Source organism: Enterobacter cloacae complex sp. SHL020 (assembly GCF_049236945.1).
Taxonomy (GTDB): Bacteria; Pseudomonadota; Gammaproteobacteria; order Enterobacterales; family Enterobacteriaceae; genus Enterobacter; species Enterobacter dykesii.
Window position 1 is genome coordinate 46330 of record NZ_JBMKJF010000014.1, and the last position, 26518, is coordinate 72847.

At 56.9% G+C, this 26518-nt stretch carries 26 protein-coding genes; 20 read left to right on the forward strand and 6 right to left on the reverse strand.

All coding sequences use genetic code 11. From position 1 onward, the window contains the following. Positions 1 to 10: 10 nt before the first annotated feature. From uvrD to corA, 3 genes are all read left to right on the forward strand, one after another. Positions 11 to 2173 carry a DNA helicase II gene (gene uvrD, locus ACOTZB_RS21840; protein WP_193805297.1) on the forward strand — a complete coding sequence of 721 codons (2163 nt, stop codon included), beginning with the start codon at positions 11 to 13 and terminating at the stop codon, positions 2171 to 2173. Between the two features lie 149 nt (positions 2174 to 2322). Continuing rightward, positions 2323 to 2379 carry a YsgD/CorL family protein gene (ysgD, locus tag ACOTZB_RS21845; RefSeq protein ID WP_212743980.1) on the forward strand — a complete coding sequence of 19 codons (57 nt, stop codon included), beginning with the start codon at positions 2323 to 2325 and terminating at the stop codon, positions 2377 to 2379. Between the two features lie 151 nt (positions 2380 to 2530). Then, complete coding sequence (corA, locus tag ACOTZB_RS21850; protein WP_008501540.1) at positions 2531 to 3481, forward strand: magnesium/cobalt transporter CorA; 951 nt, start codon at positions 2531 to 2533, stop codon at positions 3479 to 3481. 52 nt (positions 3482 to 3533) lie between these two features. On the opposite strand, the gene rarD is transcribed toward corA, so the two are convergent. Further along, positions 3534 to 4430, reverse strand: a complete 897-nt coding sequence (rarD, locus tag ACOTZB_RS21855; RefSeq protein ID WP_023309622.1) for an EamA family transporter RarD — start codon at positions 4428 to 4430, stop codon at positions 3534 to 3536. Positions 4431 to 4481: 51 nt separating this feature from the next. Further along, entirely contained in the window at positions 4482 to 4949 is a 468-nt protein-coding gene (gene yigI, locus ACOTZB_RS21860; protein WP_008501538.1) for an acyl-CoA thioesterase YigI, read from the reverse strand. Positions 4950 to 5112: 163 nt separating this feature from the next. Here yigI and pldA point away from each other — a divergent pair, with 163 nt between their 5' ends. From pldA to rhtC, 3 genes are all read left to right on the forward strand, one after another. Further along, positions 5113 to 5982 (forward strand): phospholipase A, encoded by an 870-nt coding sequence (gene pldA / locus ACOTZB_RS21865; RefSeq protein ID WP_126331085.1) that lies wholly within the window; start codon positions 5113 to 5115, stop codon positions 5980 to 5982. Positions 5983 to 6072: 90 nt separating this feature from the next. After that, complete coding sequence (gene recQ / locus ACOTZB_RS21870) at positions 6073 to 7902, forward strand: ATP-dependent DNA helicase RecQ (RefSeq protein ID WP_029741834.1); 1830 nt, start codon at positions 6073 to 6075, stop codon at positions 7900 to 7902. Positions 7903 to 7963: 61 nt separating this feature from the next. Further along, the gene (gene rhtC / locus ACOTZB_RS21875; RefSeq protein ID WP_025757538.1) at positions 7964 to 8584 is read left to right on the forward strand and encodes a threonine export protein RhtC; all 621 of its coding nucleotides are present in this window, start codon (positions 7964 to 7966) and stop codon (positions 8582 to 8584) included. Here rhtC and rhtB read toward each other — a convergent pair. Continuing rightward, a complete protein-coding gene (gene rhtB / locus ACOTZB_RS21880) occupies positions 8581 to 9201 on the reverse strand; it encodes a homoserine/homoserine lactone efflux protein (RefSeq protein WP_008501533.1) in 621 nt (206 codons plus the stop codon). The genes rhtC and rhtB overlap by 4 nt on opposite strands. Positions 9202 to 9311: 110 nt before the next feature. Here rhtB and pldB point away from each other — a divergent pair, with 110 nt between their 5' ends. From pldB to ACOTZB_RS21895, 3 genes are all read left to right on the forward strand, one after another. Beyond that, positions 9312 to 10304 (forward strand): lysophospholipase L2, encoded by a 993-nt coding sequence (gene pldB / locus ACOTZB_RS21885; RefSeq protein ID WP_193805295.1) that lies wholly within the window; start codon positions 9312 to 9314, stop codon positions 10302 to 10304. Positions 10305 to 10335: 31 nt separating this feature from the next. Next, positions 10336 to 11136 carry a sugar/pyridoxal phosphate phosphatase YigL gene (gene yigL / locus ACOTZB_RS21890; RefSeq protein ID WP_421628504.1) on the forward strand — a complete coding sequence of 267 codons (801 nt, stop codon included), beginning with the start codon at positions 10336 to 10338 and terminating at the stop codon, positions 11134 to 11136. 82 nt (positions 11137 to 11218) lie between these two features. Beyond that, entirely contained in the window at positions 11219 to 12118 is a 900-nt protein-coding gene (locus ACOTZB_RS21895; protein ID WP_032665167.1) for a carboxylate/amino acid/amine transporter, read from the forward strand. Here ACOTZB_RS21895 and metR read toward each other — a convergent pair. After that, complete coding sequence (gene metR / locus ACOTZB_RS21900) at positions 12006 to 12959, reverse strand: HTH-type transcriptional regulator MetR (protein ID WP_421628505.1); 954 nt, start codon at positions 12957 to 12959, stop codon at positions 12006 to 12008. The two genes, ACOTZB_RS21895 and metR, sit on opposite strands and share 113 nt — an antisense overlap. Before the next feature lie 115 nt (positions 12960 to 13074). On the opposite strand from metR, the gene metE reads away from it, so the two are divergent. Continuing rightward, complete coding sequence (metE, locus tag ACOTZB_RS21905) at positions 13075 to 15336, forward strand: 5-methyltetrahydropteroyltriglutamate--homocysteine S-methyltransferase (protein ID WP_421628506.1); 2262 nt, start codon at positions 13075 to 13077, stop codon at positions 15334 to 15336. Positions 15337 to 15382: 46 nt separating this feature from the next. Here metE and ACOTZB_RS21910 read toward each other — a convergent pair whose 3' ends face one another. Further along, positions 15383 to 16189 (reverse strand): dienelactone hydrolase family protein, encoded by an 807-nt coding sequence (locus tag ACOTZB_RS21910; RefSeq protein WP_115877022.1) that lies wholly within the window; start codon positions 16187 to 16189, stop codon positions 15383 to 15385. Positions 16190 to 16444: 255 nt separating this feature from the next. Here ACOTZB_RS21910 and udp point away from each other — a divergent pair, with 255 nt between their 5' ends. From udp to tatD, 9 genes are all read left to right on the forward strand, one after another. Continuing rightward, a complete protein-coding gene (gene udp / locus ACOTZB_RS21915; protein WP_003860792.1) occupies positions 16445 to 17206 on the forward strand; it encodes a uridine phosphorylase in 762 nt (253 codons plus the stop codon). 139 nt (positions 17207 to 17345) lie between these two features. Beyond that, a complete protein-coding gene (gene rmuC / locus ACOTZB_RS21920; RefSeq protein ID WP_126331095.1) occupies positions 17346 to 18803 on the forward strand; it encodes a DNA recombination protein RmuC in 1458 nt (485 codons plus the stop codon). Between the two features lie 66 nt (positions 18804 to 18869). Then, positions 18870 to 19625 (forward strand): bifunctional demethylmenaquinone methyltransferase/2-methoxy-6-polyprenyl-1,4-benzoquinol methylase UbiE, encoded by a 756-nt coding sequence (ubiE, locus tag ACOTZB_RS21925; protein WP_023309612.1) that lies wholly within the window; start codon positions 18870 to 18872, stop codon positions 19623 to 19625. 13 nt (positions 19626 to 19638) lie between these two features. Beyond that, a complete protein-coding gene (gene ubiJ, locus ACOTZB_RS21930; RefSeq protein ID WP_421628507.1) occupies positions 19639 to 20244 on the forward strand; it encodes a ubiquinone biosynthesis protein UbiJ in 606 nt (201 codons plus the stop codon). Further along, positions 20241 to 21881 (forward strand): ubiquinone biosynthesis regulatory protein kinase UbiB, encoded by a 1641-nt coding sequence (ubiB, locus tag ACOTZB_RS21935; RefSeq protein WP_421628508.1) that lies wholly within the window; start codon positions 20241 to 20243, stop codon positions 21879 to 21881. The genes ubiJ and ubiB overlap by 4 nt, the downstream gene beginning before the upstream one ends. Positions 21882 to 21957: 76 nt before the next feature. Beyond that, complete coding sequence (gene tatA, locus ACOTZB_RS21940; protein WP_023309609.1) at positions 21958 to 22212, forward strand: Sec-independent protein translocase subunit TatA; 255 nt, start codon at positions 21958 to 21960, stop codon at positions 22210 to 22212. 3 nt (positions 22213 to 22215) lie between these two features. Further along, the gene (gene tatB, locus ACOTZB_RS21945; protein ID WP_032662846.1) at positions 22216 to 22758 is read left to right on the forward strand and encodes a Sec-independent protein translocase protein TatB; all 543 of its coding nucleotides are present in this window, start codon (positions 22216 to 22218) and stop codon (positions 22756 to 22758) included. Positions 22759 to 22760: 2 nt separating this feature from the next. Then, on the forward strand, positions 22761 to 23531 hold the full coding sequence (gene tatC / locus ACOTZB_RS21950; protein ID WP_023309607.1) for a Sec-independent protein translocase subunit TatC: 771 nt from the start codon (positions 22761 to 22763) through the stop codon (positions 23529 to 23531). 41 nt (positions 23532 to 23572) lie between these two features. Continuing rightward, positions 23573 to 24355, forward strand: coding sequence for a 3'-5' ssDNA/RNA exonuclease TatD (tatD, locus tag ACOTZB_RS21955; RefSeq protein WP_421628509.1), 783 nt, complete (start codon positions 23573 to 23575; stop codon positions 24353 to 24355). Here the strand turns inward: tatD and rfaH are convergent. Continuing rightward, positions 24352 to 24843, reverse strand: coding sequence for a transcription/translation regulatory transformer protein RfaH (gene rfaH / locus ACOTZB_RS21960; RefSeq protein ID WP_033146887.1), 492 nt, complete (start codon positions 24841 to 24843; stop codon positions 24352 to 24354). The two genes, tatD and rfaH, sit on opposite strands and share 4 nt — an antisense overlap. Positions 24844 to 25016: 173 nt before the next feature. Here rfaH and ubiD point away from each other — a divergent pair, with 173 nt between their 5' ends. Beyond that, positions 25017 to 26507: a 4-hydroxy-3-polyprenylbenzoate decarboxylase gene (gene ubiD / locus ACOTZB_RS21965; RefSeq protein ID WP_348941619.1), complete on the forward strand. Its 1491-nt coding sequence runs from the start codon at positions 25017 to 25019 to the stop codon at positions 26505 to 26507. The last annotated feature ends 11 nt before the right edge of the window (positions 26508 to 26518 follow it).

Here is a 26518-nt window from a genome sequence, read left to right on the forward strand (position 1 = left end):
GACGGTGCCAATGGACGTTTCTTACCTGCTCGACAGCCTTAATGACAAACAGCGTGACGCGGTTGCCGCCTCGCGCACCAACCTGCTGGTGCTGGCTGGAGCGGGCAGTGGTAAGACGCGCGTGCTGGTTCACCGTATCGCCTGGCTGCAGAGCGTGGAGAACTGCTCCCCGTACTCCATCATGGCGGTGACGTTCACCAACAAGGCGGCGGCAGAGATGCGCCACCGTATCGCCCAGCTGATGGGCACCAGCCAGGGCGGCATGTGGGTCGGTACCTTCCACGGCCTGGCGCACCGCCTGCTGCGCGCGCACCATATGGACGCCAACCTGCCGCAGGATTTCCAGATCCTCGACAGCGAAGACCAGCTACGTCTGCTGAAGCGCCTGATCAAGGCGATGAACCTCGACGAGAAGCAGTGGCCGCCGCGTCAGGCGATGTGGTACATCAACGGCCAGAAGGACGAGGGGCTGCGTCCGCACCATATTCAGAGCTTCGGCAATCCGGTCGAGCAGACCTGGCAGAACGTCTACAAGGCCTATCAGGAAGCGTGCGATCGCGCCGGTCTGGTGGATTTTGCCGAGCTGCTGCTGCGCGCTCACGAGCTGTGGCTCAACAAACCGCACATCCTGCAGCACTACCGCGAACGCTTCACCAATATTCTGGTGGACGAATTCCAGGATACCAACAACATTCAGTACGCGTGGATCCGCCTGCTGGCCGGTGATACCGGCAAGGTGATGATCGTGGGCGATGATGACCAGTCGATCTACGGCTGGCGCGGGGCGCAGGTGGAGAACATCCAGCGCTTCCTCAACGACTTTCCCGGCGCGGAAACTATCCGTCTGGAGCAGAACTACCGTTCAACCAGCAACATCCTGAGCGCGGCCAACGCCCTCATTGAAAACAACAACGGGCGTCTGGGTAAAAAGCTGTGGACCGACGGCGTCGACGGCGAACCGATTTCGATCTACTGCGCCTTCAACGAGCTCGACGAAGCCCGCTTCGTGGTGAACCGCATCAAAACCTGGCAGGATAACGGCGGCACGCTGGAGCAGTGCGCCATTCTCTACCGCAGCAACGCCCAGTCGCGCGTGCTGGAAGAGGCGCTCCTGCAGGTGAGCATGCCGTACCGCATTTACGGCGGTATGCGCTTCTTCGAACGTCAGGAAATCAAAGATGCGCTGTCGTATCTGCGCCTCATTGCGAACCGTAACGACGACGCGGCGTTTGAGCGCGTGGTCAATACGCCGACCCGCGGGATTGGCGACCGCACGCTGGACGTCGTGCGTCAGGTCTCGCGCGATCGCCAACTGACGCTGTGGCAGGCGTGCCGCGAGCTGCTGCAGGAAAAAGCGCTCGCCGGACGTGCCGCCAGCGCATTGCAGCGCTTCCTTGAGCTGATTGACGCTCTGGCGCAGGAAACGGCCGACATGCCGCTGCACGTGCAGACCGACCGGGTGATTAAAGACTCCGGCCTGAGAACCATGTACGAGCAGGAGAAAGGCGAGAAGGGCCAGACCCGTATTGAGAACTTAGAGGAACTGGTCACGGCAACGCGCCAGTTCAGCTACAACGAAGAAGACGAAGACCTGATGCCGCTGCAGGCGTTCCTCTCCCACGCCGCGCTGGAAGCGGGTGAAGGACAGGCGGACACCTGGCAGGATGCGGTTCAGCTGATGACCCTGCACTCCGCCAAAGGTCTGGAGTTCCCGCAGGTGTTTATCGTCGGGATGGAAGAGGGGATGTTCCCGAGCCAGATGTCGCTGGATGAAGGCGGACGTCTGGAAGAGGAACGTCGTCTGGCCTACGTGGGCGTGACGCGCGCGATGCAAAAGCTGACGCTAACCTACGCCGAAACCCGACGTCTGTACGGTAAAGAGGTCTATCACCGTCCATCGCGCTTTATCGGCGAACTGCCGGAGGAGTGCGTGGAAGAGGTGCGTCTGCGGGCGAGCATCAGCCGTCCGGTCAGCCATCAGCGCATGGGCTCACCGATTGCGGAAACCGACACCGGCTACAAGCTGGGCCAGCGCGTGCGCCATTCGAAGTTTGGCGAAGGCACCATTGTGAATCTGGAAGGCAGCGGCGAGCACAGCCGCCTGCAGGTAGCGTTCCAGGGGCAGGGGATCAAATGGCTGGTGGCGGCCTATGCGAAGCTGGAAACAGTCTAACATTCAGAAAAATATCATTATTTTGTAATAATCTGCTAGCCTTATACAGTGAAGGTCAATTAATGCCCTTCAGCGTTCCGTTGCGTGTTGACGCCACAGTTATAGCTGGCGTAACATGCGCGCACGATTACGCTAAGAGGACATTCGCCTTGGACACACCCAGTAGATACTGGCTCAATTCCCTGTCATCCAGGAACAACTCCTAAGGCTATCTCCTCTTGCTGATGGCCTTAGTGGTTGTCAGCGACCTGCATTATTCCCGTCGCGCTGAGTCAGGCTGTTTAATGGTCTGAAACCCAATTTGTTTCTGTGTGCCCACCGAACTGTCCGATATTTTTTGCATTGGGAGTCCCGGTCATGTTGAGCGCATTTCAACTCGAAAATAACCGACTGACTCGGCTTGAAGCCGAAGAGTCACAGCCCCTCATTGATGCCGTATGGGTGGATCTGGTCGAGCCGGACGACGATGAGCGCCTTCGCGTACAATCTGAACTGGGGCAAAGCCTGGCAACCCGCCCAGAACTGGAAGACATCGAAGCATCCGCGCGTTTTTTTGAAGACGAAGACGGTCTGCATATTCACTCCTTCTTCTTCTTTGAAGATGCGGAAGACCACGCGGGTAACTCCACCGTGGCGTTTACCATTCGCGACGGCCGTCTGTTTACCCTGCGCGAGCGTGAGCTGCCGGCATTCCGCCTCTACCGCATGCGCGCCCGCAGCCAGGCAATGGTGGACGGTAACGCTTACGAGCTGCTGCTCGATCTGTTCGAGACCAAAATTGAACAGCTGGCGGACGAAATTGAAAACATCTATAGCGATCTGGAAAAGCTTAGCCGCGTGATCATGGAAGGCCATCAGGGCGATGAGTACGACGAAGCGCTCTCCACGCTGGCGGAGCTGGAAGATATCGGCTGGAAGGTGCGCTTGTGTCTGATGGATACCCAGCGCGCGCTGAACTTCCTGGTGCGCAAGGCGCGTCTGCCGGGCGGTCAGCTGGAGCAGGCGCGTGAGATCTTACGAGATATCGAATCCCTGCTGCCGCACAACGAATCCCTGTTCCAGAAGGTGAACTTCCTGATGCAGGCGGCGATGGGCTTTATCAACATCGAGCAGAACCGCATCATCAAGATCTTCTCGGTGGTTTCCGTGGTGTTCCTGCCGCCGACGCTGGTAGCCTCCAGCTACGGGATGAACTTCGAGTTTATGCCGGAGCTGAAGTGGAGCTTTGGCTACCCGGGGGCGATTATCTTTATGATCCTCGCGGGGCTGGCGCCGTATCTCTATTTCAAGCGCCGGAACTGGCTGTAAGAGCGAGGCGAATTCCCTCTCCCTGTGGGAGAGGGTTAGGGTGAGGGCAACATCACAGCCCTTTGCGCACCCTGCGCTGGGTATAAATCGCATCCGCAACAAAGATTGCCAGCGCCACCCAGATAAAGGCGAACGTCACCATCTTATCCGCCCCCGGCACTTCGCCGTAGAACACCACTGCCAGCAGGAACATCAGCGTCGGGCCAATGTACTGGAAGAAGCCCAGCGTGGAGAGACGCAGGCGCGTCGCGGCACCGGTGAAGCACAGCAGTGGAATGGTGGTTACCACGCCCGCCGCCATCAGCATCAGGTTCAGCGACCACGGGTTGCTGCCCATATGGCTGGTGGCGCTGTCGGCAATGCCGAAGAGATAAATCGCCGCTACCGGCAGCAGCCACAGGGTTTCAAACAGCATCCCCGTCTGTGCTTCAACCGCAATCTTCTTACGCACCAGGCCGTAGAAGGCAAAGCTGAACGCCAGACCGAGGGCGATAATCGGCAGCGAGCCGAAGGTCCAGAGCTGCACCAGTACGCCACAGAAGGCCAGAATCACCGCCACCCACTGCATCCGGCGGAAGCGCTCCCCGAGGAAAATCATCCCCAGCACGATATTCACCAGCGGGTTAATGAAGTACCCCAGGCTCGCTTCAAGCATGTGATGATTATTCACCGCCCAGATAAACAGCAGCCAGTTGCCGCCAATCAGCACCGCTGAGAGCGCCAGCAGGAAAATCTTTTTCGGGGTTTGCAGCAGCGTTTTGACGCCCGACCACTGACGGCTGAGGCTCATTAGCGCAATCATAAAGAAGAATGACCAGATAACGCGGTGAGTCAGGATCTCATCGGCAGGAACGTAGGCGATAAGCTTGAAATACGCCGGGGCGATACCCCAAATAAAATAAGCGGCAAGGGCGAGTAAAACGCCCTGCCGCGTCTGTTTAGCATCCATCGGGAAAATCCGTTACAAAAAAGTGAATTAATTTTACCCGATTTTGCTGCCTCAACCCACCATATAAGTGGCGGTTGCGCTGGCGATATACACCTGTTCTTCGTTGTGTAATTCAACGCGCGCCACGGCAACTTTATTCCCCGCGCGCAGCAGGCTGCTGGTACAGGTAAAGCGATTACCGCGCCCCGGGCGAAGATAGTCGACGCGTAAATCAATGGTGCCCATGCGCGCCAGACGCTGCCGGAGTTCGTCTTCGTTGATGGTGTCATGGCGGGTCAGCGTACTGCCCACGCAGACCAGACCTGCCGCCACGTCCAGCGCGGAGGCAATCACGCCGCCGTGCAAAATACTTTGCGCCCAGTTGCCCACCATCATCGGCTGGTTATTGAAGCTCAGTTGGGCAAAATCTTTCTCGTAACGCTCCAGCTCCAGTCCCAGCGCACGGTTAAACGGCATATGGTAAACAAAAATCTCGCCCACGAGTTTTAACACTTCTTCGGCGGTAAGCATGGCTGACATGAGGCATCACATCCTTATTGTTAACGAAATGTTGATTTTATGCCTCGGCAACAAGGAATTCCACTTTCAGAAACGAGGATGCAGCAGTTGTCGCAGAAGTCTGTAGAATGTTCGCCACATAACTATTCAGCTAATTTTACTCTTTTGCAGGAGAACACCACCGATGCGGACGTATCTGGCCTGGTTACTGGCGGCGGTTGCGCTGCCCCTCACAGCATATGCGCAGGAAGCGACGATCAAAGAGGTGCATGATAAACCTGCCGTTCACGGTAGCATTATCGCGAACCTTCTTCAGGAGCATGACAATCCGTTCACGCTCTATCCGTATGACACCAACTATGTGATTTACACCCAGACCAGCGATCTCAACAAAGAGGCGATAAGCTCCTATAACTGGTCTGATAATGCGCGTAAAGATGAGGTGAAGTTCCAGCTCAGCCTCGCGTTCCCGTTCTGGCGCGGTATTCTGGGCCCGAACTCGGTGCTCGGGGCGTCTTACACGCAGAAATCCTGGTGGCAGCTCTCTAACAGCGGAGAATCCTCGCCGTTCCGTGAAACCAACTATGAGCCGCAGCTGTTCCTCGGTTTTGCAACGGATTATGAGTTTGCGGGCTGGACGCTGCGCGATGTCGAAGTGGGCTTTAACCACGATTCCAACGGTCGCTCTGACCCGACATCCCGCAGCTGGAACCGTGCCTATACGCGTCTGATGGCGCAGAACGGTAACTGGATGGTGGAAGTGAAGCCGTGGTATGTGGTCGGCAGTACGGATGACAACCCGGATATCACCAAATATATGGGCTACTACCAGCTTAAAGTCGGCTATCAGTTAGGCGATGCCGTGCTCAGCGCCAAAGGCCAGTACAACTGGAACACCGGCTACGGCGGTGCGGAAGTGGGCTTAAGCTATCCAATGACGAAGCATGTCCGCATCTACACTCAGGTGTACAGCGGTTACGGCGAGTCGCTTATCGATTACAACTTCAACCAGACCCGCATCGGCGTGGGCGTGATGCTGAACGATATTCTCTAGGCTGTTCGAATGTTTTTGCGTTAAACGTTGAAGTTTCTCTCTCAGGCGCTGAAAATAGCGCCTGTTTCATTTTTGGCATATGGGGTTAACGTGGCGCAGGCGGAAGTATTGAATCAGGAGTCGCTGGCTAAACAGGTTTTGCATGAAACCTTTGGCTACCAGCAGTTCCGCCCCGGCCAGGAAACCATCATTGAAACGGTGCTGGAAGGTCGTGATTGCCTGGTGGTAATGCCGACCGGTGGCGGCAAGTCCCTCTGTTATCAGGTGCCCGCGCTGGTGCTTAACGGCCTGACGGTCGTGGTATCCCCCCTTATTTCTCTGATGAAAGACCAGGTTGACCAGCTGCTTGCCAACGGCGTGGCGGCGGCCTGTCTCAACTCGACCCAAACCCGGGAGCAGCAGCAAGAGGTGATGGCCGGTTGTCGTACCGGGCAGATCCGCCTGCTGTATATCGCCCCGGAACGCCTGATGCTGGATAACTTCCTCGATCACCTGGCGCACTGGAACCCGGTCCTGCTGGCGGTGGACGAAGCGCACTGTATTTCCCAGTGGGGACACGATTTCCGCCCGGAATACGCTGCCCTCGGCCAGCTGCGTCAGCGCTTCCCCGAGCTGCCGTTTATGGCGCTTACCGCCACGGCGGATGACACCACGCGGCTGGATATCGTTCGTCTGCTCGGGCTGAACGACCCCTATATTCAGGTTAGCAGCTTTGACCGCCCCAACATCCGCTATATGCTGATGGAAAAGTTCAAGCCGCTGGATCAGCTCCTGCGCTACGTCCAGGAGCAGCGCGGCAAGTCCGGCATCATCTACTGCAACAGCCGTGCGAAGGTGGAAGACACCGCCGCGCGTCTGCAAAACCGTGGCTTTAGCGCCGCCGCCTATCACGCCGGATTAGAGAACCACATCCGCGCCGACGTGCAGGAAAAATTCCAGCGCGATGACCTGCAAATCGTCGTCGCGACCGTGGCGTTTGGAATGGGGATCAACAAGCCAAACGTGCGCTTTGTGGTGCATTTCGACATCCCGCGCAATATCGAATCCTACTATCAGGAAACCGGCCGCGCCGGGCGTGACGGGCTGCCTGCGGAAGCGATGCTGTTTTACGATCCGGCCGATATGGCGTGGCTGCGCCGCTGTCTGGAAGAGAAGCCGCAGGGACAGCTGCAGGATATCGAGCGCCACAAGCTCAACGCGATGGGCGCGTTTGCCGAAGCGCAAACCTGCCGTCGTCTGGTGTTGCTCAACTACTTTGGTGAAGGGCGCCAGGAGCCGTGCGGCAACTGCGATATCTGCCTCGACCCGCCAAAGCAGTACGATGGCCTGATGGACGCGCGTAAGGCGCTCTCGACCATTTATCGTGTGAATCAACGCTTCGGGATGGGCTACGTGGTGGAGGTGCTGCGCGGCGCCAATAACCAGCGTATCCGCGATATGGGCCACGACAAGCTGCCGGTCTACGGTATTGGCAAGGAGCAGAGCCACGAACACTGGGTGAGCATCATTCGCCAGCTGATCCACCTCGGCTTCGCCACGCAGAACATTGCCCAGCACTCCGCCCTGCAGCTGACCGAGGCGGCGCGTCCTGTCCTGCGCGGTGACGTTGAACTCAAGCTCGCCGTGCCGCGCGTCATCGCCCTGAAGCCACGCGTGATGCAGAAATCCTACGGCGGCAACTACGACCGCAAGCTGTTCGCCAAACTGCGCAAGCTGCGTAAAGCCATCGCCGACGAAGAAAACATCCCTCCTTACGTGGTGTTCAACGACGCGACGCTGATCGAGATGGCCGAGCAGATGCCGCTCAGCGCCAGCGAAATGCTCAGCGTCAACGGCGTGGGGACGCGCAAGCTGGAGCGCTTCGGTAAAGAGTTTATGGCGCTCATCCGCTCTCACGCCGATGGTGATGATGAGGAGTAGTCAGCCGGGCGAAAAAGTGCCAGGATGATGACTCACTGAATTATTTCCTCGCGAGCTAATTATGTTAATGCTATTTCTCACCGTGGCGTTAGTGCACATCGTTGCGCTGATGAGCCCCGGCCCGGACTTTTTCTTCGTATCACAAACGGCCGTCAGCCGCTCCCGCAAAGAGGCGATGATGGGCGTGCTCGGTATCACCATGGGCGTTATGGTCTGGGCGGCCGTTGCGCTGCTCGGTCTGAACCTAATCCTGGCGAAGATGGCCTGGCTGCATAACATCATTATGGTCGGCGGCGGCCTGTATCTGTGCTGGATGGGCTACCAGATGCTGCGCGGGGCGCTGAAGAAAGAAGAGAAAAAGCCGCAAGAGCCGAAGGTGGAGCTGGCAACGGGCGGCCGCAGCTTTGTAAAAGGGCTGCTGACCAATCTGGCGAACCCAAAAGCGATTATCTATTTCGGCTCGGTGTTCTCGCTGTTTGTCGGCGATAGCGTCGGCGCGGGCGCGCGCTGGGGCATCTTCCTGCTGATCGTCGTTGAAACCTTTGCCTGGTTTACTATCGTGGCCAGCCTGTTTGCCTTACCGGCGATGCGCCGCGGCTATCAGCGTATCGCGAAGTGGATTGACGGCTTCGCCGGCGCGCTGTTCGCCGGCTTCGGCATTCATCTCATCATTTCTCGCTAAGCATGACGCGCTGACGCAAGCAGCGCGCCAACCAGCATAAACAGCGAGCCAAAGACTTTATTCAGGGCCTTCATCTGCTTAGGCCCTTTAATCCACGCCGCAATTCGCTGCGCCAGCGTCGCATAACCAATCATCACGATGATATCGACGATAATGGTGGTCGCGCCCAGCACCACGTACTGCATCACCTGGGGCTGATGCGGAACGATAAACTGCGGGAACAGCGCGGCGAGGAAAACGATGCTCTTCGGGTTGGTCAGGTTGACGAACACCGCGCGCTTAAACAGATGGCCGCGGTTTTGCGTCTGAGCCAGCGTATTCAGGTTGATGGAGCCTGCCGCGCGCCACTGCTGAATGCCGAGCCAAATGAGATACGCTGCCCCGGCCCATTTCAGCACCTCAAAGGCCAGCACGGAGCGGGAGAACAGGGTTCCCAGACCAATCCCGACCAGCACAATATGAATGCCCAGCCCGGTCTGCAAACCGGCAATCGACGCTGCCGCACCGCGGTAGCCGTGATTGATGGAGGTGGTCATGGTGTTAATAGCCCCCGAACCCGGAGAAAGGCTGAGGATAATGGATGTCAGCAGGTAGGCGAACCACCATTCGAAGGTCATTTGAAACTCCCGAACCGTCTATTTTTATGCCACAATACGCTATTATTGAGTCATTTTGTGACCGGTGACGAAAAAAACGATATTCCCTGGATTACGTGAGTGGAAACCCAATGTTTCAGCAGAAAAAGGACTGGGAAACACGAGAAAACGCTTTTGCTGCTTTCTCTATGGGGCCGCTGACCGATTTCTGGCGGCAGCGTGAGGAAGATGAGTTTACGGGCGTCGGGGGCATCCCTGTGCGTTTCGTTCGTTTCCGAAATGAAAAAAATGACCGGGTGATTGTGGTCTGCCCTGGGCGTATTGAAAGCTACGTTAAATACGCCGAGCTGGCCTACGACCTGGTCCATATGGGGTTCGATGTGCTGATCATCGACCATCGTGGGCAAGGGCTGTCCGGACGTATGTTGCCGGACACGCACCGTGGGCACGTCGATCGCTTCAGCGATTACGTCGACGATTTTGCCGCGTTCTGGCAGCAGGACGTGCAGCCCGGCCCCTGGCGCAAGCGGTATATTCTTGCGCACTCCATGGGCGGCGCAATATCGACGCTGTTTTTGCAGCGTTATGCGCACCAGTGCGACGCCATTGCGCTCACCGCGCCGATGTACGGTATCGTGATCCGTTTTCCTGACTGGATGGTGCGCCATCTTCTTGACTGGGCTGAGGGCCATCAGCGCATTCGTGAAGGTTACGCCATTGGCACAGGACGCTGGCGCGCGCTGCCGTTCGCCATCAACGTCTTAACCCACAGCCGGCAGCGTTATCGCCGCAACCTGCGCTTTTATGCCGATGAACCGCGCTTGCGCGTCGGCGGCCCAACCTGGCACTGGGTGCGGGAGGGTATTCTGGCCGGTGAGCAGGTGCTGGCGGGCGTAGGCGATGATGACACGCCGACGCTTCTGATCCAGGCGGAAGAAGAGCGTGTGGTCGATAACCGCATGCATGACCGCTATTGTGAACTGCGCGCTGCAGCCGGTCACCCTTGTGAAGGGGGTAAACCGCTGGTCATTAACGGCGCGTTCCATGAGATCCTTTTTGAAAAGGACGCTATGCGCTCAGTCGCGCTTAACGCCATTGTTGAATTTTTCAACAGGCATAATTGATTCTTGTTTTCCACCAGAGGTTGAAATCCCTATGTACCAGGTTGTTGCATCTGATTTAGATGGCACGCTGCTTTCCTCCGACCACACCCTGTCGCCTTACGCGAAAGAGACCTTAAAACTCCTGACTGCCCGTGGCGTGAACTTTGTGTTCGCCACCGGCCGCCACCACGTGGACGTGGGGCAGATCCGCGATAATCTTGAGATCAAATCGTACATGATCACCTCCAACGGTGCGCGCGTGCATGATACCGACGGCAACCTGATCTTTACCCACAATCTGGATCGCGATATTGCCGCCGATCTGTTCGGCGTGGTCCATAACAACCCGGCTATCGTCACTAACGTTTACCGCGACGACGACTGGTTTATGAACCGCCACCGCCCGGATGAAATGCGTTTCTTCAAGGAAGCGGTATTCAACTACTCCCTCTACGAACCGGGCCTGCTGGAGCCGGAAGGGATCAGCAAGGTGTTCTTCACCTGTGACAGCCACGAAGAGCTGCTCCCGCTGGAACAGGCGATCAACGCCCGCTGGGGCGATCGCGTCAACGTGAGCTTCTCAACCCTGACCTGCCTGGAGGTGATGGCGGGTGGCGTCTCCAAAGGTCACGCTCTGGAAGCGGTTGCGAAACGTCTGGGCTTCGGGCTGAAAGACTGTATCGCCTTCGGTGACGGCATGAACGACGCCGAGATGCTTTCGATGGCGGGCAAGGGCTGCATCATGCAGAACGCGCACCAGCGTCTGAAGGATCTGCACCCTGAGCTGGAAGTGATTGGTTCTAACGCAGACAACGCGGTACCGAAATACCTGCGCAAACTGTTCCTTGAATAATCTTCATTCGATTATTTATTACTCAGTTGTCAACTAAAGAGTTCGCTACAATGCCTCTCCTTCTTTCTGAGAGACAAGCATTGTGGCGCTACTCATTATCACCACTATCCTGTGGGCCTTCTCCTTTAGCCTGATTGGCGAATACCTTGCCGGTTCGGTCGACAGCTACTTCTCGGTGCTGATGCGCGTGGGGCTGGCGGCGCTGGTGTTCCTGCCGTTTCTGCGCACGCGCGGGCAATCGCTGAAAACGATTGTGCTGTATATGCTGGTGGGAGCGATGCAGCTCGGCATCATGTATCTGTTCAGCTTCCGGGCCTACGTCTACCTGTCTGTCTCCGAGTTCCTGCTCTTTACCGTGCTGACGCCGCTCTATATCACGCTGATTTACGACCTGCTCAGCAGGCGCCGCCTGCGCTGGGGATACCTGCTTAGCGCCGCGCTGGCGGTGATTGGCGCGGCGATTATTCGCTATGACAAAGTCAGCGATCACTTCTGGACCGGGCTGATGTTCGTCCAGCTCGCCAACATCAGTTTTGCCATCGGCATGGTGGGCTACAAACGCCTGATGGAAACCCGTCCGATGCCGCAGCATAACGCGTTCGCCTGGTTTTATATGGGCGCCGCGATTGTCGCGGTGGCGGCGTGGTTTATGCTCGGTAACCCGCAAAAGCTGCCGACCACCGCCGTGCAGTGGGGCGTTCTGGTCTGGCTGGGCGTGGTGGCGTCAGGGCTGGGGTACTTCATGTGGAACTACGGCGCTACGCAGGTAGACGCCGGTACGCTGGGGATCATGAACAACGTGCATGTCCCGGCAGGGCTGTTGGTCAACCTTGCCATCTGGCAGCAACAGCCGCACTGGCCGAGCTTTATTATTGGGGGAGCGGTGATCCTGGCTTCGCTGTGGGTCCATCGCCGATGGGTCGCTCCGCGCTCCGCACAAACGGAAGATGGTCGCACGCGTGGTTCCGCGCTGAGCGAATAAACGCCTCCGTAATCGGCTGACGCTGCTCGCCATCGCGCACGGCGGCGTACAGTCGGCTCCACAGTCCTTCACCCAGGGTTTTGGTCTGCACCAGACCCTGGCGTTCAAAACTCTCCACCACCCAGTGCGGCAGCGCCGCGATACCCATTTTTGCCGCCACCATCTGAATCAGCAGCAGGGTGTTATCCACGCTTTTCAGCTGCGGGCTAATGCCTGCCGGCTGCAGGAAGTGGCGCCAGATATCCAGGCGGCTGCGCTGCACCGGATAAATCAGCAGCGTTTCTGTCGCCAGATCTTCCGGCGTGATGCGCGTTTTACTGGCCAGCGGATGGTCCGGGGCCAGCACCAGGCGCACTTCATAATCAAACATCGGCGAATAGTGCAGGCCGCTGCGCGGCAGAATATCTGACGTCATCACCAGATCCAGCTCGCCCTGCTGAAGCGACGGCTGCGGGTCAAAGGTCACGCCGGATGTAAAGTCCATCTCCACCTGCGGCCACTTCTGGCGGAAGTTCTCAAGCGCGGGGGTCAGCCACTGAATACAGCTGTGGCACTCAATGGCGATGCGCAGTTTGGTCTGCTGCGGTTCGTTACACGCCTGCAGCGCGCTGGCGATTTGCGGCAGTACCTGATTTGCCAGCTGAAGAAGAATTTCACCCTGCGGCGTAAAGCGTAGCGGCTGGCTCTTACGCACAAAAAGACGGAAGCCGAGGCGTTGTTCCAGATCGCTGAACTGGTGAGAAAGGGCAGACTGGGTCTGATGCAGCGTGGCCGCAGCCGCCGCGAGCGAACCGCAGTTCCGCAACGCTTGTAGCGTTTTCAGGTGTTTAATCTCGATCATGAAAGTCCTTCACTTCGCCATGAACATATTGCGCTTGAGGAATATACAGTACCTGCCAATTATAGATGTGTAAACATCTGGACGTCTAAATAACGAATTTCACAAGGGGCACACCATGACAATCCGCAATCACACTCTCGGTTTCCCTCGCGTCGGCCTGCGTCGCGAGCTGAAAAAAGCGCAAGAAAGCTACTGGGCGGGTAATGCCACCCGTGAAGAGCTGCTGGCGGTGGGGCGCGAGCTGCGCGCCCGCCACTGGGAGCAGCAAAAACAGGCGGGCATTGACCTGCTGCCGGTGGGCGATTTCGCCTGGTACGACCATGTTCTGACGACCAGCCTGCTGCTTGGCAACGTGCCGGCTCGTCATCAGAACAAAGATGGATCGGTAGATATCGATACCCTGTTCCGCATCGGCCGTGGCCGCGCGCCAACGGGGGAGCCAGCGGCAGCGGCGGAAATGACCAAGTGGTTTAACACCAACTATCACTATATGGTGCCGGAGTTCGTCAAAGGCCAGCAGTTCAGGCTGACCTGGACGCAGCTTCTGGACGAGGTGGACGAAGCGCTGGCGCTGGGCCACCAGGTGAAGCCGGTGCTGCTCGGGCCGGTAACGTACCTGTGGCTGGGCAAAGTAAAGGGCGAGCCGTTTGACCGACTCAGCCTGCTGAAGGATATTCTGCCGGTCTACAAACAGGTGCTGAGTGAGCTGGGCAAACGCGGCATTCAGTGGGTGCAAATCGACGAACCGGCGCTGGTGCTTGAGCTGCCGCAGGATTGGCTCGATGCCTTCAAACCGGCGTATGACGCGCTCACCGGTCAGGTAAAACTCCTGCTGACGACCTATTTCGAGGGCGTGACGCCGAACCTGAAGACCATTACCGCGCTGCCGGTGCAGGGCCTGCACGTTGATCTCGTACACGGTAAAGACGATGTCGCGGAACTGCATAAGCGTTTGCCAGCGGACTGGCTGCTCTCCGCCGGGCTGATCAACGGCCGTAACGTCTGGCGCGCCGATCTCACCGAGAAATACGCGCAAATCAAAGACATCGCCGGTAAACGCGAGCTGTGGGTGGCCTCATCTTGTTCCCTGCTGCACAGCCCGATCGATCTGAGCGTGGAAACACGTCTGGATGCTGAGGTGAAAAGCTGGTTTGCCTTCGCCCTGCAAAAATGTGAAGAGCTGACGCTGTTGCGCGACGCGCTGAACAGCGGCGACACGGCGGCGATTACCGAATGGAGCGCCCCGATCCAGGCGCGTCGTCACTCGGCGCGCGTGCACAACCCGGCGGTGGAGAAACGCCTGGCGGCCATCACCGCCCAGGACAGCCAGCGCCAGAGTCCGTACGAGGTGCGCGCTGAAGCGCAGCGCGCCCGCTTTAATCTGCCCGCCTGGCCGACCACCACAATTGGTTCTTTCCCGCAGACTACGGAAATCCGCGGCCTGCGCCTGGACTTCAAAAAGGGCAATCTGGATGCGAATCACTACCGCACCGGCATCGCGGAACACATCAAGCAGGCGATTATCGAGCAGGAACGCCTGGGGCTGGACGTGCTGGTGCACGGCGAGGCCGAGCGTAACGACATGGTGGAATACTTCGGTGAGCACCTGGACGGCTTCGTCTTTACCCAGAACGGCTGGGTGCAGAGCTACGGCTCCCGCTGCGTCAAGCCGCCGGTGGTCATCGGTGACGTCAGCCGCCCGGAAGCGATCACCGTGGAGTGGGCGAAGTATGCCCAGTCCCTTACCGACAAGCCGGTAAAAGGGATGCTCACCGGTCCAGTGACCATTCTCTGCTGGTCGTTCCCGCGTGAAGACGTGACTCGTGAAACCATCGCCAAACAGATTGCCCTGGCGCTGCGTGATGAGGTGGCGGATCTGGAAGCGGCAGGCATTGGCATTATCCAGATTGACGAGCCCGCTCTGCGCGAAGGGTTGCCGCTGCGCCGCAGCGACTGGGATGCCTACCTGCAGTGGGGCGTGGAGGCGTTCCGCATCAACGCTGCGGTGGCGAAGGACGACACCCAGATCCACACCCACATGTGTTACTGCGAATTTAACGACATCATGGATTCGATTGCCGCGCTGGACGCCGACGTGATCACCATCGAGACCTCTCGTTCAGACATGGAGCTGCTGGAGTCGTTTGAAGAGTTCGACTACCCGAATGAAATCGGGCCGGGCGTGTACGACATCCACTCCCCGAACGTGCCGAGCGTGGAGTGGATTGAAGCCCTGCTGAAAAAAGCGGCCCAGCGCATTCCGTCAGAACGCCTGTGGGTGAACCCGGACTGCGGACTGAAAACCCGCGGCTGGCCGGAGACGCGCGCGGCGCTGGCGAACATGGTGAAGGCGGCGCAGAACCTGCGTCAGGCTTGATGATGCGTAGGCCCGGTAAGGCATAGCCGCCACCGGGCTTTTTTTATTACGCTTTCTTACCACCGTACTGGCTAAACCACGCCAGCATTCTCTGCCAGCCATCTTTGGCTGATTCTGCGTGATAGCTCGGACGATAATCGGCGTTAAACGCGTGCCCGGCATCCGGGTACACCACAATCTCCGCCTTCGCATTTGCCGCGCGGAGCGCATGGCGCATGGTCTCTACCGAATCCAGCGAAATACCGGTGTCCTGACCGCCGTAAAGCCCTAACACGGGGGCATTTAACTCGGTGGCGATATCCACGGGATGTTTCGGCGAATTCAGCGTTTTTTCACCCACCAGTTTGCCGTACCAGGCGACAGCGGCTTTGAGCTGCGGATTATGCGCGGCGTACAGCCAGCTAATGCGTCCGCCCCAGCAGAAACCGGTGACCAGAAGACGATGCGGATCGCCGCCGTTGCGCGCCGCCCAGCTGGCGACGTGATCGAGATCGGCCAGAACCTGCGCGTCCGGGACTTTGCTGACCAGGTTGCTGAGCAATGTTGGAATATCACTGTAGTCGTTCGGATCGCCCTGACGGAAATAGAGCTCTGGCGCAACGGCCAGATACCCTTCCAGCGCCAGCCGGCGGCAGAGGTCGCGAATGTGTTCGTGAACACCAAATATCTCCTGAATCACAATTACGATGGGCAGTGGGCCCTCTGCCGATTTTGGCCTTGCGTGATAAGCAGGCATATTCTCCCCCTGCGAGGGAATGGAGGTCTCACCCGCGGTAATTGCCGCTTCTGGCGTCGACACGATGGTTGAAGCATGTGGGGCCGCAGCAGGTGCAAAACCGGTTTTTTCAGTCATGGCATTCTCCGTACCAATGAGTTAGCGCAAAGGTAAATATAGACACCAGGTTAACAACTCACAGTGCCTTAAACGGTCTATCTTTTGTGCAGCACCTGGCGATATAACTTGTTAATGTGATGTAAATCACTTTTTTATGGAAATTCAATGTAATCATTTTCATTCATGGTGAGGTGTGTCACGAAAATATGCTTACTGCTTCTGTAAAGTACCGTTTTACTTCTTCTGACTAACCGACCCACAGAGGAGTCACCTATGTCTAAGTCTGATGTTTTTCATCTCGGCCTCACCAAAAACGATTTACAAGGGGCTACGCTCGCTATCGTCCCTGGCGATCCTGAGCGTGTGGAAAAGATCGCCGCGCTGATGGATAAGCCGGTCAAGCTGGCTGCCCATCGTGAGTTCACCACCTGGCGCGCAGAGCTGGATGGCAAAGCGGTGATCGTGTGCTCTACCGGTATCGGTGGTCCGTCTACCTCTATTGCTGTTGAAGAGCTGGCACAGCTGGGCATCCGTACTTTCCTGCGTATCGGTACCACCGGCGCTATCCAGCCGCACATCAACGTCGGTGACGTGCTGGTCACGACCGCGTCCGTTCGTCTGGACGGCGCAAGCCTGCACTTTGCACCGATGGAATTCCCGGCAGTGGCTGATTTCGAATGCACCACCGCGCTGGTTGAAGCCGCGAAATCCGTAGGCGCAACCACCCACGTGGGTGTAACCGCCTCTTCCGACACCTTCTACCCGGGCCAGGAACGTTACGACACCTTCTCAGGCCGCGTGGTAAGCCGTTTCAAAGGCTCAATGGAAGAGTGGCAGTCCATGGGCGTGATGAACTACGAAATGGAATCCGCAACGCTGCTGACCATGTGCGCAAGCCAGGGTCTGCGTGCCGGTATGGTGGCGGGCGTGATCGTCAACCGTACCCAGCAGGAGATCCCGAACGCCGAAACCATGAAGCAGACCGAAAGTCATGCGGTGAAAATCGTGGTGGAAGCAGCGCGTCGCCTGATCTAATCCTCTCTTCCGAAATCAAAGGCCGACGCGTTCGGCCTTTATTTTTTGCGTAGCGCCTCGCAGGAAAACCCTTTCAAACTGGACGTTTATACAGCACAATTCTATTTTGTGCGGGTAATACGTTGATGCAGGGGGCATTGTGGATATCTCAATCCTGATTTACGCGGTGATTGCGCTGGTGGGCTTAGGGATTGGCTGGCTGATTTCCAGCTACCAGCATGCGCAGCAGAAGGCCGACCAGCTGGCCGAGCGAGAAGAGATGGTCGCCGATTTAAGCGCGACAAAACAGCAGCTTGCGCTGAGCGAACACTGGCGCGACGAGTGTGAATTGCTCAATAACGAGCTACGCAACCTGCGCGATATCAACACGTCACTGGAAGCCGATCTCCGCGAAGTGACCACCCGCCTTGAATCCACCCAGCTGCATGCGGAAGACAAAATCCGCCAGATGATCAACAGCGAGCAGCGCCTTAGCGAACAGTTTGAGAACCTCGCCAACCGAATTTTTGAGCACAGCAACCGCCGCGTTGACGAACAGAACCGCCAGAGCCTGAACAGCCTGCTGACGCCCCTGCGCGAACAGCTTGACGGTTTTCGCCGTCAGGTGCAGGACAGCTTTGGTCAGGAAGCCCGCGAGCGTCACACCCTGGCGCATGAGATTCGCAATCTCCAGCAGCTGAATGCCCAGATGGCGCAGGAAGCGGTCAATCTGACCCGCGCGCTGAAAGGGGATAACAAAACCCAGGGCAACTGGGGAGAAGTGGTGCTGACCCGCGTGCTGGAGGCCTCTGGTCTGCGCGAAGGATACGAATACGAAACGCAGGTGAGTATCGAAAACGATGCCCGCTCGCGTATGCAGCCGGATGTCATCGTGCGGCTGCCGCAGGGTAAAGATGTGGTGATTGACGCCAAAATGACGCTGGTGGCGTATGAACGCTACTTTAATGCGGACGATGACTACACCCGCGAGTCTGCGCTGCAGGAGCACATTGCCTCCGTGCGTAATCATATTCGCCTGCTCGGCAGAAAAGACTACCAGCAGCTGCCGGGTCTGCGCTCGCTGGACTATGTCCTGATGTTCATCCCGGTAGAACCCGCGTTCCTGCTGGCACTCGACAGACAGCCTGAACTTATCACCGAAGCGCTCAAAAATAACATTATGCTGGTCAGCCCCACCACGCTGCTGGTGGCGTTACGCACCATTGCGAACCTGTGGCGCTATGAGCACCAGAGCCGCAACGCGCAGCAGATTGCCGATCGTGCCAGCAAGCTGTACGACAAAATGCGCCTCTTCGTGGATGATATGTCTTCAGTCGGGCAGAGCCTGGATCGTGCGCAGGAAAACTACCGCCAGGCGATGAAAAAACTCGCCTCCGGACGCGGCAATCTGCTGGCACAGGCCGAATCATTCCGTAGCCTGGGGGTTGAGGTTAAACGCGAGATTAATCCGGAATTGGTCGAACAGGCCACCGCCCAGGACGACGAGTTTCGCCTGCGAGAAGGCGCGGACGAACAAAATACAAACAGTGAAGACAACACGTTAGCGATGGATTCATCACCAGATGAGACCCCAGCGCGTTTCTTTCGCGGTGGTTGAAACGTAGGGCAAACGCGCCCAATCTGTTACACTTCACGAACATTTTACTGATAAGCAGGCTCTGAGATGGCTGACGATTCACAAGACACAACGCACTTTGGCTTTCAGACTGTTGCCAAAGCGCAGAAAGCTGACATGGTGGCCCACGTATTTCATTCCGTGGCGGCGAAGTACGATGTGATGAATGACCTGATGTCGTTCGGCATTCATCGCTTGTGGAAGCGCTTCACCATTGACTGCAGCGGCGTACGTCGTGGACAAACGGTGCTGGACTTAGCCGGCGGCACGGGTGATTTAACCGCGAAATTCTCCCGTCTGGTGGGCGAAACCGGTCGCGTTGTTCTCGCCGATATTAATGACTCCATGCTGAAAATGGGACGCGAAAAGCTGCGTAACATCGGCGTGGTGGGGAATGTGGAGTATGTGCAGGCAAACGCCGAAGCGCTGCCATTCCCGGATAACACCTTTGACTGCATCACGATCTCTTTCGGTCTGCGTAACGTGACCGATAAAGAAAAAGCGCTGCGCTCCATGTACCGCGTGCTGAAGCCGGGTGGACGTCTGCTGGTGCTCGAGTTCTCTAAACCGATCATTGAGCCGCTGAGCAAAGCCTACGACGCCTATTCCTTCCACGTGCTGCCGCGAATTGGTGAGCTGGTGGCTAACGACGCTGAAAGCTACCGCTATCTGGCGGAATCTATCCGTATGCACCCGGATCAGGACACATTAAAAGCCATGATGCAGGACGCGGAATTTGAGAACGTTGAATATTTCAACCTGACGGCCGGTGTCGTCGCGCTGCATCGCGGTTACAAATTCTGAGTGGAGGTGTCCCGTGCCCTTTAAACCCTTAGTCTCCGCAGGCATCGAGAATGTACTGAACGCTTTTCTGTATCGCGCCCCTGCGCTGAAAGCTGCACGTCAGCGGCTTAACGGAAAGGTATTACGCATTGTTTTAAAAGAGTTCTCGACGCCGCTTGTGCTGGTATTCAGCGAACGCCAGCTTGACGTTCTGGGGGCGTGGGAAGGTGAGGCCGACTGCTCGGTCATCACGCACATGAGCGTGCTGCCAAAACTGCGCGATCGCCAGCAGTTAACGGCGCTTATCCGCAGCGGTGAGCTGGAAGTGGAGGGCGACATTCAGGTCGTGCAGAACTTCGTTGTGCTCACCGATTTGGCAGAATTCGATCCGGCAGAGCTGCTCGCGCCTTTTATCGGCGACATTGCCGCCGAAGGCATCGGGAAAGTCCTTCATGGTGGCGCCTCCTTTGCGCGTAAAAGCCTCCAGCGCCAGCAACGCTATGCGACGGAAGTGCTGACTGAGGAGTGGCGAATGGCGCCCGGGCCACTGGAAGTTGCATGGTTTGCGGAAGAGACCGCTGCTGTTGAACGTGCGGTGGATGCGTTAACCAAACGGCTGGAAAAACTGGAGGGCAAATGACGCCTGGTGAAATTCGGCGCCTCTATTTTATTATTCGCACCTTTTTGAGCTACGGGCTCGACGAGCTTATCCCCAAAATGCGTATCACGCTGCCGCTTCGTATCTGGCGGCGGATGCTCTTCTGGATGCCCAATCGCCATAAAGGTCAACCGCTGGGTGAGCGTCTGCGCCTCGCGCTGCAGGAACTCGGCCCGGTATGGATTAAATTCGGGCAGATGCTGTCTACCCGCCGCGATCTCTTCCCGCCTCTGATTGCCGATGAGCTTGCGATGCTGCAGGATCGCGTCGCACCGTTTGACGGCGCGCGCGCGAAAAAGCAAATTGAAGAGGCGATGGGAAATGTACCCGTCGAGACCTGGTTTGACGATTTCGACATTAACCCACTGGCATCGGCCTCTATTGCGCAGGTGCACACCGCGCGTCTGAAAGAAAACGGCAAAGAAGTCGTTATTAAGGTCATTCGTCCGGACATCCTGCCAGTCATCAAAGCGGACATGAAGCTGATTTATCGTCTGGCGCGCTGGGTACCACGCTTGCTGCCGGACGGGCGTCGCCTTCGTCCACTGGAAGTGGTGCGGGAATATGAAAAAACGCTGATTGATGAGCTTAACCTGCTGCGCGAATCGGCAAACGCCATTCAGCTGCGCCGTAACTTTGAAAACAGCCCGATGCTCTATGTACCCGAAGTCTATTCTGACTACTGCAGCCAGAACATGATGGTGATGGAGCGTATCTACGGTATTCCGGTTTCGGATGTCGTAGCCCTGGAGAAGCAGGGAACGAACATGAAGCTCCTGGCCGAACGTGGCGTACAGGTCTTCTTTACCCAGGTGTTCCGCGACAGCTTTTTCCATGCTGACATGCATCCGGGCAATATCTTCGTGAGCTACGAACACCCTGAGGACCCGAAATATATCGGTATCGACTGCGGGATTGTGGGGTCGCTGAACAAAGAGGATAAACGGTATTTGGCTGAGAACTTCATCGCGTTCTTCAACCGCGACTACCGCAAGGTGGCCGAGCTGCACGTCGATTCCGGTTGGGTGCCGCCGGACACTAACGTCGAAGAGTTCGAGTTCGCGATCCGGACCGTTTGTGAACCTATTTTTGAAAAACCGCTGGCGGAAATTTCCTTTGGGCACGTGCTGTTAAACCTGTTCAACACGGCTCGCCGTTTTAATATGGAAGTTCAGCCACAGCTAGTTTTACTTCAGAAAACATTACTTTACGTTGAGGGTGTAGGCCGACAGCTCTATCCTCAGTTAGACTTGTGGAAGACCGCGAAACCTTTCCTTGAATCCTGGATTAAGGATCAGGTTGGCATTCCGGCGCTGGTGCGCTCGCTGAAAGAGAAAGGCCCGTTCTGGATAGAAAAAATGCCTGAAATTCCTGAACTGGTTTATGAGAGTTTGCGTCAGAGCAAGAACCTTCAGCACAGCATGGATAAAATCGCCCGCGAACTTCAGTCCAGCCGCGTTCGCCAGGGGCAGTCACGCTATCTCTTTGGGATTGGCGCAACGCTGCTGCTGAGCGGTACGCTGCTGCTGATCAACCGTCCGGACTGGCAGATGATGCCCGCCTGGCTGATGGCTGGCGGGGTGGTAGTCTGGCTAGCAGGCTGGCGAAAAACGCGCTGAGCGTGCGTCGCTATCGACGGGTCGCACACGTATAATGCGACCTGACTCATTAATCATCTATCCCTGAGGAACATGTATGGGTGGTATCAGTATCTGGCAATTAGTCATTATTGCCGTCATCGTCGTGCTGCTGTTTGGCACCAAAAAGCTCGGTTCTATTGGTTCCGATCTGGGCGCGTCTATCAAAGGCTTCAAGAAAGCGATGAGCGATGATGAGAGCAAGCAGGATAAAACCAGCCAGGACGCTGACTTTACTGCTAAATCCATCGCCGACAAGCAAGAAGAAGCCAAAAAGGAAGACGCTAAACGCCACGATAAAGAGCAGGTGTAAGTCGTGTTCGACATTGGTTTTAGTGAGCTCCTGCTGGTCTTTGTGATTGGCCTGATTGTGCTGGGGCCGCAGCGTCTGCCGGTGGCAGTGAAAACCGTTGCGGGCTGGGTTCGTGCGCTGAGATCGCTGGCATCGACCGTTCAGAATGAGCTGGCGCAGGAGCTTAAGCTGCAGGAATTTCAGGAAAGCCTGAAAAAGGTCGAGAAGGCGAGCATGGATAACCTGACGCCGGAACTGAAAGCGTCAATGGATGAGCTGCGCGAAGCGGCGGAATCGATGAAGCGCTCTTACAGCGTCAACGATCCTGAAAAAGCGAGCGATGAAGCGAACACCATCCATAACCCGGTGGTTAAGGGCAGCGAGGAGCAGCGCGAGGGCGTAACGCCTGCGAGTGCTGAACATCAGGCTGCCGCGCCAGAACAGACGCCTCAGGAAACCGAACTGAAAAAACAGGCGCAGCCGGAAGAGCCGGTAGCAAAAGCGGCGGAAGTGAAGCCCGCTGCGTCCGTTTCCGAATCATCCCCCTCGTCGAGTGATAAAGCGTAAACATGGCAGTAGATGATACTCAACCGCTGATTACGCACCTCATTGAGCTGCGTAAGCGCCTGTTAAACTGCATTATTGCGGTTTTACTCATATTCCTGTGCCTGGTCTATTTTGCCAACGATATCTATCAGGTGGTCTCTGCGCCGCTGATCAAGCAGATGCCGCTGGGCGCAACGATGATTGCAACAGACGTTGCTTCTCCGTTCTTTACCCCCATCAAGCTGACCTTCTGGGTGTCGTTGATTGCTTCTGCACCGGTCATTCTTTACCAGGTGTGGGCGTTTGTGGCGCCCGCGCTGTATAAGCATGAACGCAAGCTGGTGATCCCGCTGCTGGTGTCCAGCTCGCTGCTATTCTATATCGGCATGGCGTTTGCCTATTTCGTTGTCTTCCCGCTGGCCTTCGGCTTCCTGACGCATACCGCGCCGGAAGGGGTCCAGGTGTCGACGGATATCGCCAGCTACCTCAGCTTTGTGATGGCGCTGTTTATGGCGTTTGGCGTGGCTTTCGAAGTACCGGTGGCGATTGTGCTGCTCTGCTGGGTAGGAGTAACGACCCCGGATGACCTGCGTAAGAAGCGTCCGTATATCCTTGTGGGCGCATTTGTTGTCGGCATGCTGCTGACACCGCCGGATGTGTTCTCGCAGACGCTGCTGGCCATACCGATGTACTGTCTGTTTGAGGTCGGCGTTTTCTTCTCGCGTTTCTACGTGGGTAAAGGACGTCGAGCGGATGACGAAGACGATACGTCCGACAAGACCACTGAAGAGTAAAACCAGCCGCCCGTCAGGGCGGTTGTTATATGGGGATTTGCATGTTTGATATCGGACTCAACCTGACCAGCTCGCAGTTTGCGAAAGATCGTGATGAGGTGGTTGCGCGTGCGTTTGCAGCCGGGGTGAAAGGACTGCTGCTGACAGGCACCAACCTGCATGAGAGCGAGCAGGCGCAGCAGCTGGCGCAACGCTACGATCGCTGTTGGTCTACCGCTGGCGTGCATCCTCACGACAGCAGCCAGTGGACCGAGGAAAGTGGCGACACCCTGTACAAGCTGGCGAAGACGCCAGACGTTGTGGCGATCGGCGAATGCGGTCTCGATTTCAACCGTAACTTTTCCACGCCTGAAGAGCAGGAAAAGGCGTTTACTGCCCAGCTTGCGCTGGCGGCAGAGCTTGGAATGCCCGTGTTTATGCACTGCCGCGACGCGCATGAGCGTTTCCTGGCGCTTCTGGATCCGTGGCTGGAGAAACTGCCCGGCGCGGTGCTGCACTGTTTTACCGGCTCACGGCAGGAAGCGCTGGATTGCCTGGCGCGAGGGCTTTATCTGGGCATTACCGGCTGGGTTTGCGATGAGCGCCGCGGGCTTGAACTTCGTGAGCTATTGCCGGTAATCCCGGCTGACCGGCTGCTCCTCGAAACCGATGCGCCTTATCTGCTACCGCGCGACATGAAACCCAAACCGGCATCGCGGCGAAATGAGCCCGCGTATCTGGGGCACATTGTTGAGAGCGTCGCGAAGTGGCGCGGAGAGGATCCGCACTGGCTTTCGGCGCAGACGGATGGCAACGTGCGTAATCTGTTCGGGATAAACGTTTAAAGCTTGCGGAAGTCGGTGTTTTTAACGCTCTGCAGCACCTGCTTGTTCAGCAGATTGAGCAACAGCATAGAGCGCGCTTCACCGTCCGGCTCGGCAAAAATCGCCTGCAGGCCTTCGAAAGCGCCTTCGGTAATCACGACGCTATCGCCGCTGTAAGGGGTTTCGGGGTCGGTGATCCCTTCAGGCTGTTGATAAATCGACAGCTGATGAATGACCGTCGACGGAACCGTTGCCGGGTGGGCACCAAAACGAACGAAGTGGCTGACGCCGCGCGTTGCGCTGATGGTGGTGGTGTGGATGACTTCCGGGTCGAACTCCACGAACAGGTAGTTCGGGAACAACGGCTCACTGACGGTTGTGCGCTTCCCGCGCTGCATTTTTTCAAGCGTGATCACGGGTGTCAGGCAATTTACAGACTGACGTTCAAGATGTTCCTGCGCGCGCTGAAGTTGCCCGCGTTTGCAATACAGTAAATACCAGGCCTGCATAATCACTCTTTCCCTTAGTTCGGGGCGCAAGCATATCAAAACCCTGGCGGGATCGCTAAGTTGATTATAATGGGGGAAAATGGAACAGAACGCATAAGTTCACGCTTATTTAACAAAATTACAGCATCAAGCAGGCTTACGCCGTATAATGAAGCGCTTACAGAGAGGCCATGATTAACTGCATGAAATACCACGATCTCCGCGACTTCCTGACGCTGCTGGAAAAGCAGGGTGAACTCAAACGTATTACATTTCCTGTCGATCCTTATCTGGAAATGACAGAAATTGCTGACCGCACCCTGCGTGCCGGTGGCCCCGCATTACTGTTTGAAAATCCGAAAGGTTACTCCATGCCGGTGCTGTGCAACCTGTTTGGTACACCGCGTCGTGTTGCACTGGGAATGGGGCAGGAAGACGTCTCTGCGCTGCGTGAAGTCGGTAAACTGCTGGCGTTTCTGAAAGAGCCGGAGCCACCGAAGGGCTTTCGCGATCTGTTCGACAAACTGCCGCAGTTTAAGCAGGTGCTGAATATGCCCACCAAACGCCTGCGCGGCGCGCCGTGCCAGCAGAAAGTGCTGGAAGGCGATGCGGTAGATCTGACTAAAATCCCTATCATGCAGTGCTGGCCGGAAGATGCCGCGCCGCTGATCACCTGGGGACTGACCGTCACGCGCGGCCCGCACAAAGAGCGCCAGAATCTCGGTATTTACCGCCAGCAGTTGATTGGCAAGAATAAGCTCATTATGCGCTGGCTGTCGCATCGCGGCGGCGCGCTGGATTTCCAGGAGTGGTGCGCTGCGCATCCGGGGGAACGCTTCCCGGTGTCTGTCGCCTTAGGCGCCGATCCAGCCACCATTCTGGGAGCCGTCACACCGGTGCCGGATACACTCTCTGAATATGCGTTTGCAGGCCTGCTGCGCGGAACGAAAACCGAAGTCGTGAAGTGTATCTCTAACGATCTCGAAGTGCCGGCCAGTGCGGAAATTGTGCTGGAAGGTTACCTTGAGCAGGGTGAAATGGCGCCAGAAGGCCCCTACGGCGACCACACGGGCTATTACAACGAAGTGGATAACTTCCCGGTGTTTACCGTGACGCACATTACGCAGCGTGAAGATGCGATTTATCACTCCACGTATACCGGACGTCCACCGGATGAACCGGCGGTGCTGGGCGTGGCGCTGAATGAAGTGTTTGTGCCGATCCTGCAAAAGCAGTTCCCGGAAATTGTTGATTTTTATCTGCCGCCTGAAGGATGCTCGTATCGCATGGCGGTGGTCACGATGAAGAAGCAGTATCCTGGCCATGCTAAACGCGTGATGATGGGCGTATGGTCTTTCCTGCGCCAGTTTATGTATACCAAATTTGTTATTGTCTGCGATGATGACGTTAACGCCCGCGACTGGAATGACGTAATCTGGGCCATTACCACGCGAATGGACCCGGCGCGCGATACGGTGTTAGTCGAAAATACGCCGATAGATTACCTGGATTTTGCCTCGCCGGTTTCCGGTCTTGGCTCAAAGATGGGACTGGATGCCACAAATAAATGGCCTGGCGAAACCGACCGTGAATGGGGTCGCCCGATCAAAAAAGATCCTGCCGTGACCGCGCGAATTGACGCGATCTGGGACGAGCTGGCCATAATGAATAACGGTAAACCCTGAGCTAACCGTTA